Origin of the sequence: Acidisarcina polymorpha (genome assembly GCF_003330725.1) — a bacterium.
In the GTDB taxonomy this organism is placed as follows: domain Bacteria; phylum Acidobacteriota; class Terriglobia; order Terriglobales; family Acidobacteriaceae; genus Acidisarcina; species Acidisarcina polymorpha.
In genome coordinates, this window is record NZ_CP030840.1 from 6,373,323 (window position 1) to 6,390,542 (window position 17,220).

At 56.7% G+C, this 17,220-nt stretch carries 17 protein-coding genes; 5 read left to right on the plus strand and 12 right to left on the minus strand.

The annotated features are described in order from the left end of the window. Positions 1–5: 5 nt before the first annotated feature. Complete coding sequence (gene cyaY / locus ACPOL_RS27125) at positions 6–518, plus strand: iron donor protein CyaY (RefSeq protein WP_338026720.1); 513 nt, start codon at positions 6–8, stop codon at positions 516–518. A 104-nt stretch (positions 519–622) separates the two neighbouring features. On the opposite strand, the gene ACPOL_RS27130 is transcribed toward cyaY, so the two are convergent. From ACPOL_RS27130 to ACPOL_RS27160, 7 genes are all read right to left on the minus strand, one after another. After that, on the minus strand, positions 623–1,423 hold the full coding sequence (locus tag ACPOL_RS27130; protein WP_114209818.1) for a hypothetical protein: 801 nt from the start codon (positions 1,421–1,423) through the stop codon (positions 623–625). A gap of 149 nt (positions 1,424–1,572) precedes the next feature. Then, positions 1,573–1,878 (minus strand): GNAT family N-acetyltransferase, encoded by a 306-nt coding sequence (locus ACPOL_RS27135; protein WP_114209819.1) that lies wholly within the window; start codon positions 1,876–1,878, stop codon positions 1,573–1,575. Positions 1,879–1,990: 112 nt separating this feature from the next. After that, a complete protein-coding gene (locus ACPOL_RS27140; RefSeq protein WP_114209820.1) occupies positions 1,991–2,230 on the minus strand; it encodes a hypothetical protein in 240 nt (79 codons plus the stop codon). Between the two features lie 344 nt (positions 2,231–2,574). Further along, positions 2,575–4,092, minus strand: coding sequence for a sugar transferase (locus ACPOL_RS27145; RefSeq protein WP_114209821.1), 1,518 nt, complete (start codon positions 4,090–4,092; stop codon positions 2,575–2,577). Between the two features lie 512 nt (positions 4,093–4,604). Further along, positions 4,605–5,444, minus strand: a complete 840-nt coding sequence (locus ACPOL_RS27150) for a WecB/TagA/CpsF family glycosyltransferase (protein ID WP_114209822.1) — start codon at positions 5,442–5,444, stop codon at positions 4,605–4,607. Then, entirely contained in the window at positions 5,405–6,394 is a 990-nt protein-coding gene (locus tag ACPOL_RS27155; RefSeq protein ID WP_114209823.1) for an NAD-dependent epimerase/dehydratase family protein, read from the minus strand. The genes ACPOL_RS27150 and ACPOL_RS27155 overlap by 40 nt, the downstream gene beginning before the upstream one ends. Positions 6,395–6,769: 375 nt before the next feature. Further along, the gene (locus ACPOL_RS27160) at positions 6,770–7,723 is read right to left on the minus strand and encodes a UDP-glucuronic acid decarboxylase family protein (RefSeq protein ID WP_114209824.1); all 954 of its coding nucleotides are present in this window, start codon (positions 7,721–7,723) and stop codon (positions 6,770–6,772) included. Positions 7,724–7,830: 107 nt separating this feature from the next. On the opposite strand from ACPOL_RS27160, the gene ACPOL_RS27165 reads away from it, so the two are divergent. Then, positions 7,831–8,940 carry a LacI family DNA-binding transcriptional regulator gene (locus tag ACPOL_RS27165; protein ID WP_114211105.1) on the plus strand — a complete coding sequence of 370 codons (1,110 nt, stop codon included), beginning with the start codon at positions 7,831–7,833 and terminating at the stop codon, positions 8,938–8,940. Positions 8,941–8,952: 12 nt separating this feature from the next. Here ACPOL_RS27165 and ACPOL_RS27170 read toward each other — a convergent pair whose 3' ends face one another. The 3 genes from ACPOL_RS27170 to ACPOL_RS27180 form a co-directional block, all read right to left on the minus strand. Beyond that, complete coding sequence (locus tag ACPOL_RS27170; RefSeq protein WP_114209825.1) at positions 8,953–10,311, minus strand: homoserine dehydrogenase; 1,359 nt, start codon at positions 10,309–10,311, stop codon at positions 8,953–8,955. A gap of 141 nt (positions 10,312–10,452) precedes the next feature. Further along, positions 10,453–10,998 carry an NUDIX hydrolase gene (locus ACPOL_RS27175; protein WP_114209826.1) on the minus strand — a complete coding sequence of 182 codons (546 nt, stop codon included), beginning with the start codon at positions 10,996–10,998 and terminating at the stop codon, positions 10,453–10,455. A gap of 41 nt (positions 10,999–11,039) precedes the next feature. Then, positions 11,040–12,098 (minus strand): aminopeptidase, encoded by a 1,059-nt coding sequence (locus tag ACPOL_RS27180; RefSeq protein WP_114209827.1) that lies wholly within the window; start codon positions 12,096–12,098, stop codon positions 11,040–11,042. A 511-nt stretch (positions 12,099–12,609) separates the two neighbouring features. Between ACPOL_RS27180 and ACPOL_RS27190 the strand changes: the two genes are divergently transcribed. The 3 genes from ACPOL_RS27190 to def all read left to right on the plus strand — a co-directional run bounded on the left by ACPOL_RS27190 (position 12,610) and on the right by def (position 15,590). Beyond that, positions 12,610–13,650, plus strand: coding sequence for an ATP-grasp domain-containing protein (locus ACPOL_RS27190; RefSeq protein WP_114211106.1), 1,041 nt, complete (start codon positions 12,610–12,612; stop codon positions 13,648–13,650). A gap of 194 nt (positions 13,651–13,844) precedes the next feature. Beyond that, positions 13,845–14,951: a carboxylate-amine ligase gene (locus ACPOL_RS27195; protein WP_114209829.1), complete on the plus strand. Its 1,107-nt coding sequence runs from the start codon at positions 13,845–13,847 to the stop codon at positions 14,949–14,951. Between the two features lie 39 nt (positions 14,952–14,990). Next, a complete protein-coding gene (def, locus tag ACPOL_RS27200; RefSeq protein ID WP_114209830.1) occupies positions 14,991–15,590 on the plus strand; it encodes a peptide deformylase in 600 nt (199 codons plus the stop codon). Here def and ACPOL_RS27205 read toward each other — a convergent pair. Together ACPOL_RS27205 and ACPOL_RS27210 are read right to left on the minus strand one after the other, a co-directional pair. Beyond that, positions 15,565–16,185, minus strand: coding sequence for an HD domain-containing protein (locus ACPOL_RS27205; RefSeq protein WP_114209831.1), 621 nt, complete (start codon positions 16,183–16,185; stop codon positions 15,565–15,567). The two genes, def and ACPOL_RS27205, sit on opposite strands and share 26 nt — an antisense overlap. A gap of 99 nt (positions 16,186–16,284) precedes the next feature. Continuing rightward, positions 16,285–17,139, minus strand: coding sequence for a fumarylacetoacetate hydrolase family protein (locus tag ACPOL_RS27210; protein WP_114209832.1), 855 nt, complete (start codon positions 17,137–17,139; stop codon positions 16,285–16,287). Positions 17,140–17,220: the final 81 nt, after the last annotated feature.

Genomic DNA, 17,220 nt, shown 5'->3' on the forward strand with positions numbered 1-17,220 from the left:
CACGAATGCGGGGCATGGAGAGCAAGCGCCGCGTGAATTTGCGTGAAAACCGGGATGTTCCCACACTGGCAAGTGGATCCAAAATCTCGATTGAATTTACGAGCTTTCGATCATCGCTTCCCGGATTTTGCCTCGGAATGTGCCCCAGCGTCAACCGCGATGCGCGTTGGTACACTGTCATTATGCTTGATGAACTGACTTTCCGCCGACATGCCGATGCTGCCCTTGAAGCTCTGAAGAAAAGCTTGATCTCCGCGGAAGAGGGGGGAGAGTTTGAGGTGGAAGAGAATAGCGGCGCCTTGAACGTGCTCTTCGAGGAACCCCCGGGGAAGTTTGTCATCACCCCGAATGCACCCGTACGCCAGATCTGGATCTCCGCCCTCTCCACCAGTTTCAAGCTTGAGTGGTCGGAGCAGGCGGGAGACTTCGTTCTGGTAAAAGACAATATTGGTTTTCGACCCTTGGTGGCGAGGCTGATTAATCAGCATCTGGGTTCAGATACGGTGGTGTTGACCTAGCTATCTGCCGGCTTGCAAAAAACAACGCGCAATTGCCAGAACTCTGGCAACTGCGCGTTTCTTCTGCTCGCAAGCTATTGGATCTGATTCGATCCGGGGGGAATCTAAAGACGAAGTGACGAGCTGAGCGTAAAGGTGAGCGGTGTCTCAGCCGGGATCTCGATCTGCTTGTTCCCGGTGAACGCTCCTCCAAGCACTCCGGCGCCTGCACCCGCGCCTGCGCCGATCAGTGCTCCCTTCCCACCACCCGCGATACCTCCGATGAGAGCGCCTAAACCAGCGCCGCCGCCGGTAGTCACTGCGGTTCTTTTGCCCTTACCCTTCAGAGTCTGGTCGAGGGTGGCCGTCTCGATCGGGTAAGAACGCCCGCGAACGGTAATCGACGTAAGGCGGATCGACAGATCGCCTTCTCCCTTGAACTTGCCTCTTTCTCTAGCGTCAACCACCACGCCGTTCACGGTCGAACCAGCGGGGATTAGGGTCTCCCCTCTCACCCGGATGGAGTGGGTGAGCGTTCCCTGGAAAGCATCTCCTGGATGGGAGATCTTCGAACCCAAGGTGGTGGAAACACGGACGGTCAAGCTGGTTCCCGCTGGCACGACGGGCGGCGGAGGGGGTGGTGGCGGGGGGGTCGGAGCCACTGCAGGAGCAGCTGGCGCTGCAGCCGTCGCGGGTGCGGGCGTTGCCGCCGGCACAGGAGCCGTAGACGGTGCCGGTGTCGCGGATGGGGTCTGTGCAGGAGCTGCAGGGGTCGGCGCCGCGGTTGCACTTTGGTCAGGAGCGGGGGCTGGAGCCGCAGCCGATTGATCCGGAGCGGGAGCGGCGTTGTTTTCCGCAGACTTCGATTTGCAACCAACCAGAGTCAGGCTGAGGAGCACAAGACCTAGAGCGAACTTCGATTTCATGACATTTCCTCGTAAGTACGACGTTCGACTTACCGCTGATCACTTTGTATGAAACTGTACATCGCTGATCTAAATTCTCCAAGCAATTCGCGTCGATCTATGACCATTCAGAGGGACACCAAGGCCTCAAGCAGAGGGACGCCAGAGCCTTAAGCGAGATGAGCTGGCCGTTTCGCATCTACCAGGTCGACGTACTCCGGATGCCGCTCTACGTAGGCTGCCACAAATGGACATTGCGGTACGATCTTGATGCCCTGACTCCGGGCATATTCGACTGCTGCCTTGGCCAAGCTGGAAGCGATCCCTTGTCCCTGGAGCGGCGGCGGTACGCCAGTATGAACAAGGACTAGCTGGCCGCCGGTTTGCTCATAATCGAGCACCGACGTGCCTTCGTCGTGAAGGACCTCAAAGCGGCTCTGCGGCTCATTATGTTTAACAGGAAAGTCGGCGCTCATACATTATGGGATGCACCTGGAGCGGCCTTTGGATCGACTTTCTAGAGGGTAGGGCACGTCTCCGCCGATGACACCAGCCGGCGGAGCCGACCGAGCAGCTGCGAATTACCCTTTACTCTCCAGATACAGGAGACTGACGGGACTTGTCATCGAACTGATCCATCGGGAACGAGACGAGGTTCGATGCAGCCGCGAATTTCGAAGATCTGCTGTTCCTATCCAGCAGCACGAAGGCCAGGAACCGAAGGCAGAAGACAGCCCCGCTGATGACCCAAAACCATAGGACAATCCCAACCGCAGCTCGCGCCCAGGCGTATAGCGTTACAGACCAATTTGAGATGAATTCGTGCATTTCTCCTCCGCCAGCCGCCCCAGCGATTGGACGCATCCACAAGACTGGATGTCACCCAAACCCGCGACGTCTTCTAACTACTCGACCACTTGCAGAGGCTTTCCACATTGGAGCCGAATGGACCCTAGCGCGCCTTGACAACAGTAGGTCAACGAACGAGCAAGTATCGCATCCCGAAACAACGATTGGGAAGGCTTTGTGTCGGCTATTGATGCACTTTTTCGTAATGAGAAAAGGATTACCGCAGTAACTAATCAGATACCACTCTGCCAAACGACAGAATTGGCTGCCGTACTGCAGGTACGTAGCATGCCCTGTGGACCGCTCAACCTGAGCGGATGAGCTTAGGCACCGGTTCCGCGCATAACCGCCCCCGCGGTCTGGACAATGATTTTCAGGTCCAACCAGAAGCTCCAGTTTTCCACATAAGCGGTATCCAGAGCGATATACCGTTCAAACGATGGATCCTGACGCGCCCTTACCTGCCACAAGCCGGTAAGACCTGGTAACACCTCCAGACGCCGGAAATGATCGATCTCATATTTGGCTACTTCGCTGGCGATCGGGGGACGCGGACCGACGATGCTCATATCCCCTTGAAGCACGTTGAAGAGCTGCGGGAGCTCATCGAGACTGTATTTCCGGAGGAACCTGCCGACCCTGGTGATTCGAGGATCATTCTTCATCTTGAAGAGAATTCCTGCTCGCTCGTTCTGCTCCGCCAGTTGAGCCTTGATCTTGTCGGCGTTGAGTACCATGGAGCGGAACTTGTAGCACGGGAATACGGTGGCTTTCTTTCCTACACGTTCAGAGACATAGAAAATCGGGCCGCCGTCTTGCATGCGGATTGCAATGGCCATGGCGATCATTATGGGCGCGGCGGCGATCAGCGCACTCAGAGAGAGAGCAATATCAAAGACCCGCTTCAGCGCCATCGCAAAGACGGGTACGTGGCCGCGATGGAGGGCCACTACCGGGAAATCTCCCAGATACTCAATCGGAGCGTCGGCGGTTACGGACTCGTAATAGCCAGGGAGCACGCGGACATCCATATCGATTTCACGAGCTTCCTCAAGGATCGATATGACCTGTTCCACGGAGCACGGTTCCGCAATCACCAACTCATCGATGAAATATTGCTTGGCAATCTGGCGAATCTGGTCGACTCCACCAAGCACCTCGTCTTGAACGCTGGACGGATCGTGGCAACCGGGCAACTTCAAGAAACCGCGGAAGGTGTAGCCAAGATGAATGCGGCGGGAGATGTGCTCTTTCAAGGCGACGCTGATGTGATTCGAGCCCAGGATCACAAGATTACGAGTATTCACGCCGCGCTCATATTCCCGATAGGTAATGACCCGGGCGACGAGACGACGGGCGCACAGGATAACCGCCGTAAAACACACAAGGAACAGAACTAAAGATCGCGAGACATGATATCCCTCAGTGAGATAGAGGCCGCCTGATAACAAAAGACCGGCGGTCAGGCAGGCCTGGGCAGTCATCCGTTGCTCGTGGAGGGCGGTGCGTAGCTGGATGGGACCGTACAAACCGTAATGCCAACTCACTACCAGCAGGGTCACGACGAACCACACCAAGTAGCCAAGGCCGCCAGAGTTCGAGATACCGGCCACCGTCATGATGTGGCGCAAGCCAGAAGTCGCAGGCGCGGTATGCGAACCGACATACAGAGAGACGATCAACGCGAGCAACACGGCAAACACGTCGGAGGTCATCATCAATGCCGATGACACGATTGCCCGACCCGCTCTGCGTGAACTGCCATCCCCTGCCGCCATTACCCCCACTCTCATCTTTCGGTCGGATCCGGTAAGATCGCGAATCAAGTCTGAACTAGCCATGACTGCTTCTCCTTAGGTCAGCTTGCTGAGATTAGGATCGGGAGCGCTGAGCCGGGGAAGAGAACCGAAGTTCAGCGATTCTCAAACAGCTCTACGCTGATCTTATACAGATTGGACACGCCTTTTAGGGCGCCTTGGCAAATCAATTCCGCAGCGGGGAGCAAGTTTTGTCAATCCTGGGCCATCTGGATAGTGGCTTTTCGGTCCATCAACAACCGAAGTGTACCATCCGCGGAGTCGAGAGGTGTGCATTTTCCGTAAATGTATTACTGCAACTGCCCCTGGGACTCTATCGCGCATTCCGCAGCCGGCTGAAACCCTCATATCGCACCACCTACCCATTCTACCGAGGACCACGTTCGACGCTCAAGAGCGGCCGTCACAACCGTCATCATTGGTGAGCCCCCGTCCGCCCGAACAATGACAACGCCACCTACCTTGCTTCCGCATGAACGAGGCTAAGGCCTTTGCCAGACACAGTGAACGAACCCGACCGACAGGGGAAAGTTTTGTCAGACGGGAAACGCCGGAGATTTTGTCGCCCGGGAGAGCAGATCCGCTTCTAAAGGCGGTAGCTCCCTCCGGTAACGAAGGAGCAGCCATGCCAGCCTGCGGGCTGCCCAATAGCGGGGCACATAATCCTTGGGCCGCCAGAGGCACCGAAACAACCACCCCAATGCCAACCGATCGGCTACTTCCGGGATATACACCTGGTCGCCGCTCCGAAACGCGATCGCTGCCCCGATGCAATGAATTGACGGCATGTAGTCCAACGAACGCTTGATGTAAAGACCGAGTCTTTCCTGGACTCCGCCGCCAATCGTGATCACGACATGTTTTGGACGGAGCGCAGTGATCTGTTTAAGTAGAGTACGATCGGCGACGCCATTTTCGTATTGAGGAGCAACGTATACCAATTCCGGAGGAACTATGATGCCTCGGCGCTGCAGCCAGGCACGATTCCGGTGGGCGCTTTCAGCACTGGCCATCACGTAAAGGACCGCTCCTGTTTGGCGGAATTCCTCGTCCCGGATCAGCTCGCAGAAATATTGCAGGCCCGAAAGCCGTCGAATCGGTTCACCCTCCAGCAGGTTCCACAGCAGAACCATAAACGAGCTGTCAGTAATTGCCATGTCGGCCTCCAGCAAGGCTTCTCGATATTCGGAGTCGAATGGCAGACTGGCGAGAGCGGGCGCCGCTGGGACGACCAGCAAGCCGCCCCTTCGCATCCGGACCACTGCATCGGCGGCCTTACCTGAAAAAAAATCGATACCAAGAATTCGGCTTGACCGGAGCGCCTTCAGTCGGGACGCTATGGTCGAACGGACGCCATCATTTGAGACTCGATCCATTCGTAGGTCCTTGTGAGGCCGGCATAAAGCGGGATCGAGGGTTCCCACTGGAGATAAGCCAAGATCTTGGTGTTGTCACTGTTGCGACCATTGACACCCCTCGGTGCGTCGAGTCTATAAGTTCTCTCCAAGGTCACGCCAGCAATATTTTGCACGATGTCAACCAGTTGATTAATGGTCACAAGCTCACTGCTTCCCAGATTGATCGGATCAGAACTCTCGCCCTCAAGGATGGCGAGAGTTCCCCAGAGGCAATCGTCGATGTAGGTGAAGCTGCGTGCCTGGCTGCCGTCGCCCCAGATCTCAATCTGATTGCTTCCCGAGGCTTTCGCTTCAATCACCTTGCGGCAGATGGCTGCGGGAGCTTTCTCGCGGCCTCCGTCGTACGTGCCGTATGGCCCATAGACATTGTGGAAACGCGCCACTCGGCATTCGAGGCCGAAGTCCTCCTGAAAATGCCGGCACATCCTCTCACTGAAAAGCTTCTCCCATCCATAGCCATCCTCGGGCATGGCGGGATAGGCGTCTTCTTCCTTGAGGGGGACTACATCGGCATTCTTCTGTTTCTCCGCGTTATAGACACACGCCGATGAAGCGTAGAAGAAACGTTGAACCCCGCTGTCTCGGGAGGCCATCAGCATGTGGGTGTTAATGAGCACACTCAACATACAGAGCGCCTTGTTGTTCTGGATGAAGCCCATTCCACCCATGTCCGCAGCCAGTTGAAAAACGATGTCCACATGGCGGGTCGACCGGCGGCACGCATCCAGCTCACCCAGATCGGCGACGAGGTTCTCCACTTGAGGCGATGATTGGTGCCAGTCCGCGAGCGGCTTGATGTCAACTGCCCGGACCACATTGACGCCTTGATTTAGAAGATAGTTAACTAGGTGACCGCCGATGAAGCCTCCAGCGCCACAGACCAGAACTCGTTGGTCCTTCAGTTTCATCCGCAATGCCTCCGGACCTTCTTCGGAATCGGACAACGAGCATTTGCATCTCTAACCAGGCTTTCTAAACAGATGCACCGCAACGCAACGACACACGCCGGTGCAAGCGGGCAAGGTGTAGAGAGACTGTGGCTTCTCTTGAGCTTGCGTCAAAACTATGAGCGTTCCGGGTGGACTCGGATGCGTATTGAGGTTTTGTTCGAACGAATAATATCCCTTGAAAGTATTAGCAGCCCGATGGGCCGTCAAGTCAGAATTTATGCGGCAGTATGCGGAAGCGCTGAAGAATTGCACATATCATGGCGGCCGTTACCTCAACAAGTCGCAAAACCAATTAGACTCATGTGCTAAAACAGCAGGCACGGCCAGGAGGTCCTAACCGGTCTTTGCCGCGGTCTCTTGCTCGATCAGATTCCGGAAATATTCAAGGGAAAGCTGGAGGCCCTGGCGAAGATCGATCGATGGATGCCAATCAAGCAGGGCGTTTGCCTTCGAAATGTCCGGGCGGCGGCGCGTAGGGTCATCCTGAGGCAATGCCTCGTGTCTGATCTTGCTGCGCGAGTTGGTGGCCGCGAGCACTTCCATCGCGCACTCGAGCACTGTCATCTCGTGGGGATTGCCGATGTTGACCGGCAGATGTTCGGAAGACCGTGAAAGCCGCAGGATCCCGTCGATTAGGTCAGAGACGTAGCAGAAACTACGCGTCTGTTGACCGTCGCCATAGACAGTCAAATCTTCGCCGCGCAGCGCCTGGGCGATAAAGTTGGACACGACGCGGCCGTCTCCGACGCTCAGCCGGGGGCCATAGGTGTTGAAGATACGAACCAAATGGGTGTTAACGCCGTGATAGCGGTAGTAGGCCATGGTCAACGCCTCGGCGTAACGCTTGGACTCGTCGTAAACAGAACGCGGCCCCACCGGGTTTACGTTCCCCCAGTAGTCTTCCCGTTGCGGATGGACCAATGGATCCCCGTAACACTCCGAGGTCGATGCCTGAAGGAAACCGGCATCGTATTTCCGGGCGAGTTCCAACACATTCAAAGTGCCGTGGGAGCCGACCATTAAGGTCTCAATGCCCAGCCGCATGTATTCCCCTGGGCTGGCTGGCGAGGCAAAGTTGAAGATGTAGTCGACCCGTCCGAGGTCAAACGGGTGAGTTATATCATGCTCAACAAATTTGAAATGGGGGTCGTCGATGAAGTCGGTCAGGTTCTCGCGTTTTCCCGTAGAGAAGTTGTCAATGCCCGTGACTATATGGTCATCGGCCAATAACGCTTGAGTTAAATGCGATCCCAAAAAGCCGGCCGCTCCCGTGACTAAGCAATGCATAATCTTTGAAGTAGTACCCCCATCGTGAATGAAACTGGTTCGACTCGTTGTTGCCCGCAAGCCGAAAAAATCGCGCTAAAGCGCGGACAACGTGTTACAACTCGCTCATGGGAAAACGAACGACAGAAAGCGAATCTGGTACGGAGCGCGTCAATCTAAAGACGCTGGCCGAACTACTGCAACTTTCCCAGACTACCATTTCTCTAGTCCTCAACGACTCGCCGGCTGCAAAGTCTATCCCGGCTCCGACCCGGGAACGGGTCTTTGAAGCCGCTCGCAAATTCAACTACCGTCCGAATTACTTCGCCCGCTCCCTGCGCCAGAGCCGCAGCATGTCGATCGCCGTGCTCGCCCCGGATCTTAGCGAAGGCTACTTTACCCTGGTCATGAATGGCGTGCAGGCTGCTCTGATCGAGGCCCATTATTTCTACTTCACGGCGAGCCACTACTGGCAGCCCGAGTTGATTAAGGAATATCCCCGCAGGATGATGGAGCGAGCGGTGGATGGTTTTCTACTGCTGAACACTCATCCGGATTTTCAGACCCCCCTGCCGGTCGTGGCGATCTCCGCCCACACCCCTTCCGCCGGAGTTACCAACCTGGTGCTGGATCATCGCCGCGGCGCCGAATTGGCCCTGGCCCATCTCCATGACCTTGGACACCGGCAAATCGCGATGATGAAGGGTCCCGAGATCATTCCCGACTCGGAATACCGGTGGTCGGCGATGCTTGAGGTGGCGCAACGGTACGGAATAGAAACCGGTCCGGAGTTGCAGCTCCAGATTCCCGCTTACAATGGCTCGCCGGAGTCAGGATATCTGCCGGTAGCGCGGCTGCTGGAGAGGACAACGAACTTCACTGCCATCTTCTGCTTCAACGACATCGCGGCCATCGGCGCGATCCGCGCGCTCAAGGACGCCGGGTTGCGTGTCCCTGAAGACGTTTCGGTCATTGGCTTCGACGACATCTTGGGAGCCTCTTATCACACCCCCAGTCTCACGACGGTTCGTCAACCGCTCGAAGAAATGGGGCGGGAAGGAGCGCGGATGCTTCTCCAACGCATCGCGAATCCCGCACAGGAATTTCCGGACGAGATCGTGCTTCAGCCCCAGTTGATTGCCCGCGAGTCTACCGGCGCCGTCAAGCGGGAATTCCCCGCCGGCAAGACCAGCAATCCAGGAAAAACGGAGACCTCGAAGCAGGAGCTTCTAGTCTGACAGAATGACCGTTCAACTGCCACTTGTCTCGGGTTCCAGAATTTGAAGATCGAGTGGCGGCTCGATCAGGCAATCGATACGGCCTATTTCACTGAGCGCCCTCTGGAGCGCTGATGTGGCGCAGGGTTCGACGGTCACGACGAAGGGCAGCCTCTCACCCGAGTGGCCCGGGCGTTGCAGTAATGCCCCTATGTTGATGCCTTGCCTGGCCAATCCGCCAGCAATCTCAGCGACAATGCCGGGACGATCCCGAACGATGAACCGGATATAGTGCCGCAAGAGCAAGTCCCCGCTAACGCCGGCCCGGTGGCTGACGATGCCGGGAGTCTTCGAGCCGCGAGCGACCGCCAGCAGATCAGAGACCACCGCGACGGCAGTCGGATGCCCTCCAGCGCCATGCCCCGAAAAGACGGTATCCCCACCGTATTTGCCAGTGACGATCACCATGTTTTCGGTGCCGCGGGACCATGCAAAGGGCGACGCCTGCGGAACCAGCATGGGACCTACGGTTGCTTTGACCTCAAGCTTGCCGGCGGCATCATAGCCAAGCTGAGCGCGAGAGATCTGGCGGATCGTGCAGTTCAATTCATGTGCATAAGCGAAGTCGATGGCCGAGATCGGCACGATCGAACCGGCGGGAATCCCGGTCAACTCGATCTCCGCCGCCAGTGCGATGCGGGCAAGGATGGCAAGTTTGGCGCGAGCGTCGAAGCCGCCAACATCTTCGGTCGGATCGGCTTCCGCATAGCCAAGCAGCTGGGCTTCAGCGAGGGCGTCGGCGAACTCGGCCCCCGACTCCATTTTGCTCAGGATGAAGTTGCATGTGCCGTTAAGGATGCCTTCAATCCGATGACAACTGTCGCCAGCCAGCCCCTGCTGGAGACCTGGAATCACGGGGATGCCGCCAGCGACTGCGGCTCCATAGAACAGCTGGCAGTTGCGGCTCCTCGCCAGCTGCTCGAGTTCGACCCCCTGTGCTGCGATCAGCTTCTTGTTCGCCGTCACGACTGACTTCCCTGCCTCCAGGGCCGTCCGCACCCATTGGCCGGCAGGATCAAGCCCTCCCGCCAGCTCGACCACGATATCGATGCCGGAGGACAACACCTCCTCTGGATTCTCCGACCACACAATGGGACAAGTGAGCCAATCGACTCGCTTTCGGGCAACGTTGCGGTTGACGATGTGGGTGAGCTCCAGACCGGCGGGCTTCAGATCGCAGAGGATGCGGGCTACCGAAGAGCCAACCGTCCCAAATCCGAAGATGGCGACCTTGAGAGCTGCGGCGGAGGCCGCTGGCTCCAAGAGACCAGAGGGTAGAACGGAGGGGAGAACAGAGGCGAGAACGGAGGAGGGTGATTTACTTTCTGCCATAGGACTTTGATCACTTCCAGGAATTTCTCTATCGGATGGATGTTTGTGTATGAGCATGATATCCCGCGGCGCGCTGGTTGCTCACATCGAGCTCAAAGGAGCTTAAGCAAGCCTCCTAGGCCTCGATCGCCCGCCCCGGCTCTAAAGCAGGTCCTGACGCGCCTTGAGCAACGCCCATGCGGCAATAGTGGCCGAATCCTTAATGACGTTGTCTCTGCATAGCGCTTCGAATTCGGCTACGCTGAACCGCTTCACCAACAGGTCCTGTTCCGTATGCTCGAGCATGGCGACGCCTTGAACCAGCTCGGTTGCCCGATAAAGATGAAATCCCTGGCTGCTCATCCCGTAGGCAAAATAAAGAAAGCCAAGGTGATCCATGCGCCCGGCGATAAGTCCCGTTTCCTCCCGCAGCTCACCCCGAGCGAGGTCAAGTGGTTCAGCGTCCGGATTATCCTCCCAGGCGCCGGCGGGAAACTCCAGATAGCGCTCCCTCACTGGATAGCGAAACTGTTCGATCAGGTAAAGATGACCGTTCTCCATGGAGCCTTCCAAAGGAATGATCATCGCCGCCGTCGGTTTGTCGATCACCGCGTAAATACCTGGAGATCCGTCCGCACGCTGTACCTGGTCCTCGCGGACACTCATCCATCGATTTCTGTAAACAATACGGCTGGCGATTGTTTTCATCGGGATCTCTTCATGATCTTCGGAAGCGTGAGGCAGAAAGATTAAGCATGGATCAAAAATCGTCCGTCTTGCATGATGTGCTCTTCCCCATCCGGCGTGCCCAGCCAAATGTTGAATTGCAGTCCGACCACATCGATGTGGGTTGAGGAGGTCCAGGGAGCGCCGGTATGTTCACTATAAGGATTACCGAAGGCGATATGGATACCAGGAAATTTTTCATCCTGAAGAATATTGCCGATCACTCTCTCCAGGCCCAGATTGGTTCCTATCGCGAACTCGCCGACCCGGTCGGAGTTCTCGTCCGTATGGGTGTACCCCCAGAATTCATCTTCGAGCGCCTTGTTCTCGGAGTGGCAGGTGGTGATGCGATTCTCCTTGATTTCAATCGTGAGCGGATTTTCATGGAGCAGGCCATAATGCGCGCAGAGGTAATCGCCAACCACTCCATCAACCACATAGGTCCCGTTGACCTCCCCGGGAGTGGTGAAGATCTCGCCGCCGGGCAGGTTCCCCCATTTATCGCGTGAGATGATACCGGAGGTCTTGACCCACTTGAAGTTCGGACTAAGATCGGCGCGGATGTCGGTGCCGTTTGCGGTGGTCGCACGGATGTAGCTGGCCTTACGGACCTTCTCGATGAGCTTTTGGCTGAGACGGTCCACCTGATGGAAGTCGGCCCGCATCCCCTCGCACATGATTTGCGGGGTGATATTGACCATGTGGGCGTGACGCATGCGGCGACGGTTGACCACGCTGGTCATCTGCATCCGCGAATGGAGTTCGTTGCGTTGAACATTGACGGCAAAGATGCTGATATCGGAGGTTTCCATATCCTGCAGGACTGCATCGGGCATGTCGACCAGCGGCCGGGGCGCCAGCTCCTCGAGGATGAAACCATCCCATCTGCAACCATTCGCAGTCAGTTCGGCTGCCAGAGAGCCGGCGATTGCCGCCGTCGCGTGGTCGGTAATCAGGGTCACTTTTTCCTCGGGTTGGATACGCAGGCAGGTCTCAACGGCGCTGTGCGCACCGGCGGTGAATTCCATGGGAAACGGCGTAGACAAGATCGATTGGGCCTGAGATGAGAGGTGGCTGTTCATTTTGCGGACTGGTCTCCTCCAGAGGCCGGCGAGGCGGCATATTCCGTTAGAGTATCGTGAATCGACGTCGTTTCTTTCACTCGAATATGTTTTCAGCGACAACACAAGAGGACCTGGCACTTGACCAACCGCCGACTCGCCCTCTGCATCTTTCTATTCAGCAAACGGTTAGATCAAGCCGTTTGGAGACTGCATCCTCTCTGGAGGCTGTAGGAATCAGTGCAGGCAGAGGAGCGGGTTTTCGCGATTTCCTCCGCTTGTCGCCGGCGCAGGAGAATCGCGTCAGCCGGCGGACTCTGCCCGCGCCTGACCCAACAGATGTATTCGCACCTCTCTCCTCCGTGAACACGCTTGTCTTCTGGATGGTCAGCTTCGCGCCGGCCGAGTAAATTTCCCTTCTGACTTTGCATCCGACGAACATTCTGGGCTAAGGTGGGGCAAAGACCTTGGCGGAAACGCACATGCCGCTTTCCGTATGTCTACCATCTCAATCGTTCCGAAAGGGATTCTCGTGAAAAAGATCGGCGTTCTTTTTGGCATGGAAAATACCTTCCCCGGTGCGCTCGTTGAGCGGATCAACTCGATGAACATCGATGGAATTACCGCAGAATTCGTCCATACGGGTGCGGTACAGCTCTCGAAGCCTCCCGCTTATGCGGTGATTGTGGACCGTATCTCTCACGACATCCCGTTCTACCGGGCCTTCCTCAAACATGCCGTTCTGAATGGCGCAATTGTGATCAATAACCCCTTCTGGTGGTCGGCGGATGACAAATTCTTTAACTATTCCCTGGCCGACAAGCTAGGAGTCGCAGTTCCCCCAACCGTCATTCTGCCGCACAAGCACTTCCCTCCCGGAACCAACGAGCGCTCGATGCGGAACCTGGAATTCCCGTTGAACTGGGAGAGCGTCTTCGAGTACGTCGGCTTTCCTTCTTTTCTAAAACCTGTCAATGGAGGCGGTTGGCGCGACGTCTATCATGTTCACAATCGGGAGGAGTTCTTCCACGCCTACGATTGCAGTCGCGACTTGTGCATGCTTTTTCAAAAGGCCGTGAATTTCCAGGAGTATTTCCGCTGTTATGTGGTTGGACAGGAGAAGGTCCGCATCATGCCATACGATCCGCGGCGCCCGTATGCGGAACGCTACCTCCTCGACCCGCCGGCATACGACAAAAAGCTCTTGAAGCAGGTCGAGAAAGACTCGCTCACCCTGTGCAAGGCGCTCGGCTATGACCTGAACACGGTCGAGTTTGCAGTGGAAAATGGAATCCCATATGCGATTGACTTCATGAACCCCGCGCCTGATGCCGACCTGCATTCAGTCGGAGCGGCGAGCTTCGAGTGGATCGTGCAAGCGATGGCGGAACTGGCAGTGAAGAAGGCGAAAAAGGGACCATCGGTCGCCGATTTTCACTGGGGAGCCTATCTGGGTTCGGTCTCTACAAAAGCCGTCCAGAAGGCAGCCGTTCCCAAGAAGCAGAGCCCTTCGTCTGCGAAGGCTAAGAAGGCTGACAAGAAGGCCGCAGAAGCGGCTTCCCCGATGGCGTGAAGTTCCAGCCGGGAAAGATGGTGTTTCCCGGCTGGAGCGGATCATAGCAAGAGGTTAGGGATCCCCTGCCATAGCAGGCCAGGGATTCCCTGCACTGCCTATTAGGCAAATCCGCTTGCCTCAAACCTCGAGCCCGCATACAAATGAAGCAACGCCGCACAGGATACTATCCGGTCACGAGGTAGAGTCTCATCATGCAGCCTACGTTCAATATCGGCATTGAAGAGGAATATCAGACCGTCGATCCGATCACCCGTGATTTGCGCTCGCACATTGGGACCGAAATGCTGGCGCATGGCAAGTTGCTGCTGCATGAACAGGTCAAAGCCGAGATGCACCAGTCGGTCGTCGAGGTTGGCACCAATATCTGCCCGACGATCAAAGAAGCGCGCCAGGACCTCTTCAATCTCCGGCGGCAGATGATTCGACTGGCTCACGATAATGGGTTGCTCCTGGTCGCCGGAGCCACTCACCCCTTTGCCGACTGGCGCAAGCAGGAGATTTATCCGGACGAGCGCTATCGTCGCGTGGTGGAAGACTTGCAGACGGTGGCCCGCGCCAATCTCATCTTCGGCCTCCATGTGCATATCGGTATCGAGGACCGGGAAGCAGCGATCCGCATCATGAATACGCTGCGTTACTTCCTGCCTCACCTGCTGGCGCTTTCGACCAATTCCCCCTTCTGGCGCGGCGATAATACGGGACTCAAGAGTTATCGCGCAAAGGTCTTCGACAAGTTCCCACGCACCAATATCCCCGATGCTTTTTCGAGCTACAGCGACTTTGAGAACTTCGTCAACATCCTGATTAAAACGAACTGCCTGGACAATGCTAAAAAGATCTGGTGGGACATACGCCCCCATCCCTTCTTCAACACCATCGAGGTGCGGGTTTGCGATTTGCCGTTGCGGGCCGAAGAGACGCTCGCCATCGCCGCACTGATCCAGGCAACCGCGGCCAAGATTCACCAGCTTCATACCCGCAACCAGGACTTCCGGAACTACTCCCGCGCCTTGCTGATGGAAAACAAATGGCGGGCAGTTCGCTACGGGCTGGACGGCAAGCTGATCGACTTTGGTAAGGAGACTGAAGTACCGGAGCGCGACTTGATCCGCGAGTACCTCGAGTTTGTCGATGACGTGGTGGATGGACTCAACTGCCGCGAGGAGATCAACTACATCCGCCATATCCTTGAAATCGGCACGGGCGCGGACCGGCAGTTGAAGAAATTTGAGCAGACCGGCGATCTGGCCGCGGTCGTGGATTATATGGCGGAAGAAACCAAGGTCGGATTAGATTAGCCAGCTCTGCTTGCCTGTGCTGACCATTACAACGAAAAGATGACACCAACTCTACTTGAAATCAAGTCTGCCGGTGAACCCGTCCTGCGCGAATCCGCGCGCAAGTTGGACAGGGCCGAGATCCTCTCGGCTGAGGTTCAGGAAATCATCGGAAACATGCGCGAGACCATGTACAAGGCGCCTGGGGTCGGACTAGCCGCACCGCAGATCGGCCTCGGACTGCAGCTCGCCGTGATCGAAGACAAGACCGAATACATGAAGGACATTCGCCGTGAACTGCTCGCTGAACGCGAACGGAAACCAGTTCCCTTCCACGTGATAATCAATCCCGTACTGCATCTCGAAGAATCGAGCGATGAAGATTTCTTCGAGGGCTGCCTGAGCCTTCCCGGTTTCACCGCGCTGGTGGTACGGAAGAAACGGGTTCGCGTGGACTGTCTCGATCATAAGGGCGAGCCCCGAACCATTCATGCGTCCGGCTGGTACGCGCGCATCCTGCAGCACGAAATCGATCACTTGCACGGGACACTCTATATCGACCGGATGGAACCGCGCAGCCTTTGCACGCTAGACAACTACTCCAAGCATTGGAAGGATGCGCCGGTCGCCGAAGTCAGGAAGAGGCTGCGGAAGGGTTGATAGGATCCTGCTCTAGTTTTTTGAGGCATTCGTCCAGTTCCGGCAAGAGAGGATTCACTCCGCCTCGCTCCAGAATCGCCGCGTAAATGGCCCGGAAGTACCATAAGTGGCCACTTCGGCCGCCGCCGTAGTCTTGCCACACCTGCGGCCCTTCCGCTTTCAGGCGGCGATGGATTTCCCGGGCATTGGCTAGCTTATCGGCGGCATAGACCAAACCCGATTCAGGTAAGGCATCCTGGCGGAAGCGCTCGATCTGCTGCTCTTTGCGAACCAGAAATCCGGGTTTGTCTTCGTCATCGAAGGAGTCGGTACAATCGGCGACAATTTTACCGACGCGAGGCCCGAAGCTCTGCTCGATGCGCTTCAGAGTCGCCCGGCCGCCGCTCTTCTCCGGGCCATCGTGCAAGAGCGCGGCAATCGCCTGATCCCCGTCGCCACCTGCACGTAGCACGTACGCGCAAACCTCCAATAAATGCGCCAGAAAAGGCGCCCCCGCCTTCTTGGTTTGTCCTCCGTGAAGCTCTGTGGCGAGACGAACCCCATCAAGAAATCGCGTCGTCTGCGAGGAGCTCGGCGAAACTTCGATCGATTCCATCAGTCCCTCATAAGAGCTAAGAGGCGACCGCGCGCTACTCCGTTGCGCAGCAGTTCATAGCCTCTTGTGATCGTGGCGAGCCGATCGTCTTTCAGAAGCTCAGGCACTCACAAACCTTTGCCGCTGGCTTCCCAGACCCGCTATCTCCAGATCGACTACGTCGCCAGATTTCAGATACTGCGGAGGCTTCATTCCCAGGCCGACCCCAGGCGGCGTTCCCGTGGAGATCAGGTCGCCCGATTCGAGCGTCATGAACTGGGAAAGGTAGTGGATCAAAAAGGCGGGATTAAAGATCATCGTCGAGGTATTGCCATGCTGTCGCAGTTGCCCATTCACTGAGAGGCTCATCGAGAGTTTCGCTGGATCGGAAATCTCGTCTGGAGTCGCTAGCCAGGGCCCCAGAGGATTGAAAGTGTCGCAGCTCTTACCCTTCGTCCACTGCCCACCGCGTTCCAGCTGAAAGGCACGTTCAGAGACATCGTGGGAGATGCAGTATCCGCCGATGTGAGAAGCCGCGGCCTCAACCGAATCGACATACCGCGCCTCTCGCCCGATCAGGACGCCGAGTTCTACTTCCCAATCGGTCTTGACGCTGGTCCGGGGAATGAGGACTTCATCATAGGGTCCCACAACTGTGTTCGAGGCTTTGAGGAAGACGATCGGCTCTTCTGGAACCGGCATGTTCGACTCGGCGGCGTGGTCGGAGTAGTTCAGGCCGATGCAGATCACCTTACCCGGCCGTGCAACCGGAGCCGCCCAACGCGTCGATTCTGGTACTTGAGGGAGAGAGTCGGATCGGCTACGCATCAACTCTTCGATCTTCGGCGTACCGCCGTCCGCCCAAAACTCCTGGTTCCAATCCTTGAAAAATCCCGACAAGTCGAGCCGCTTCTTTTCGCCCAATAAAATGCCGGGCTTTTCTTGCCCCTTCTCTCCAAAACGAATGAGTCTCATCGTCCCCCGTCGGCTAGCTTTTTTTCACTACCGGAATGTGCGCAAATCTCAACTGAAGGCCAGTATAACCGTCACAAATCA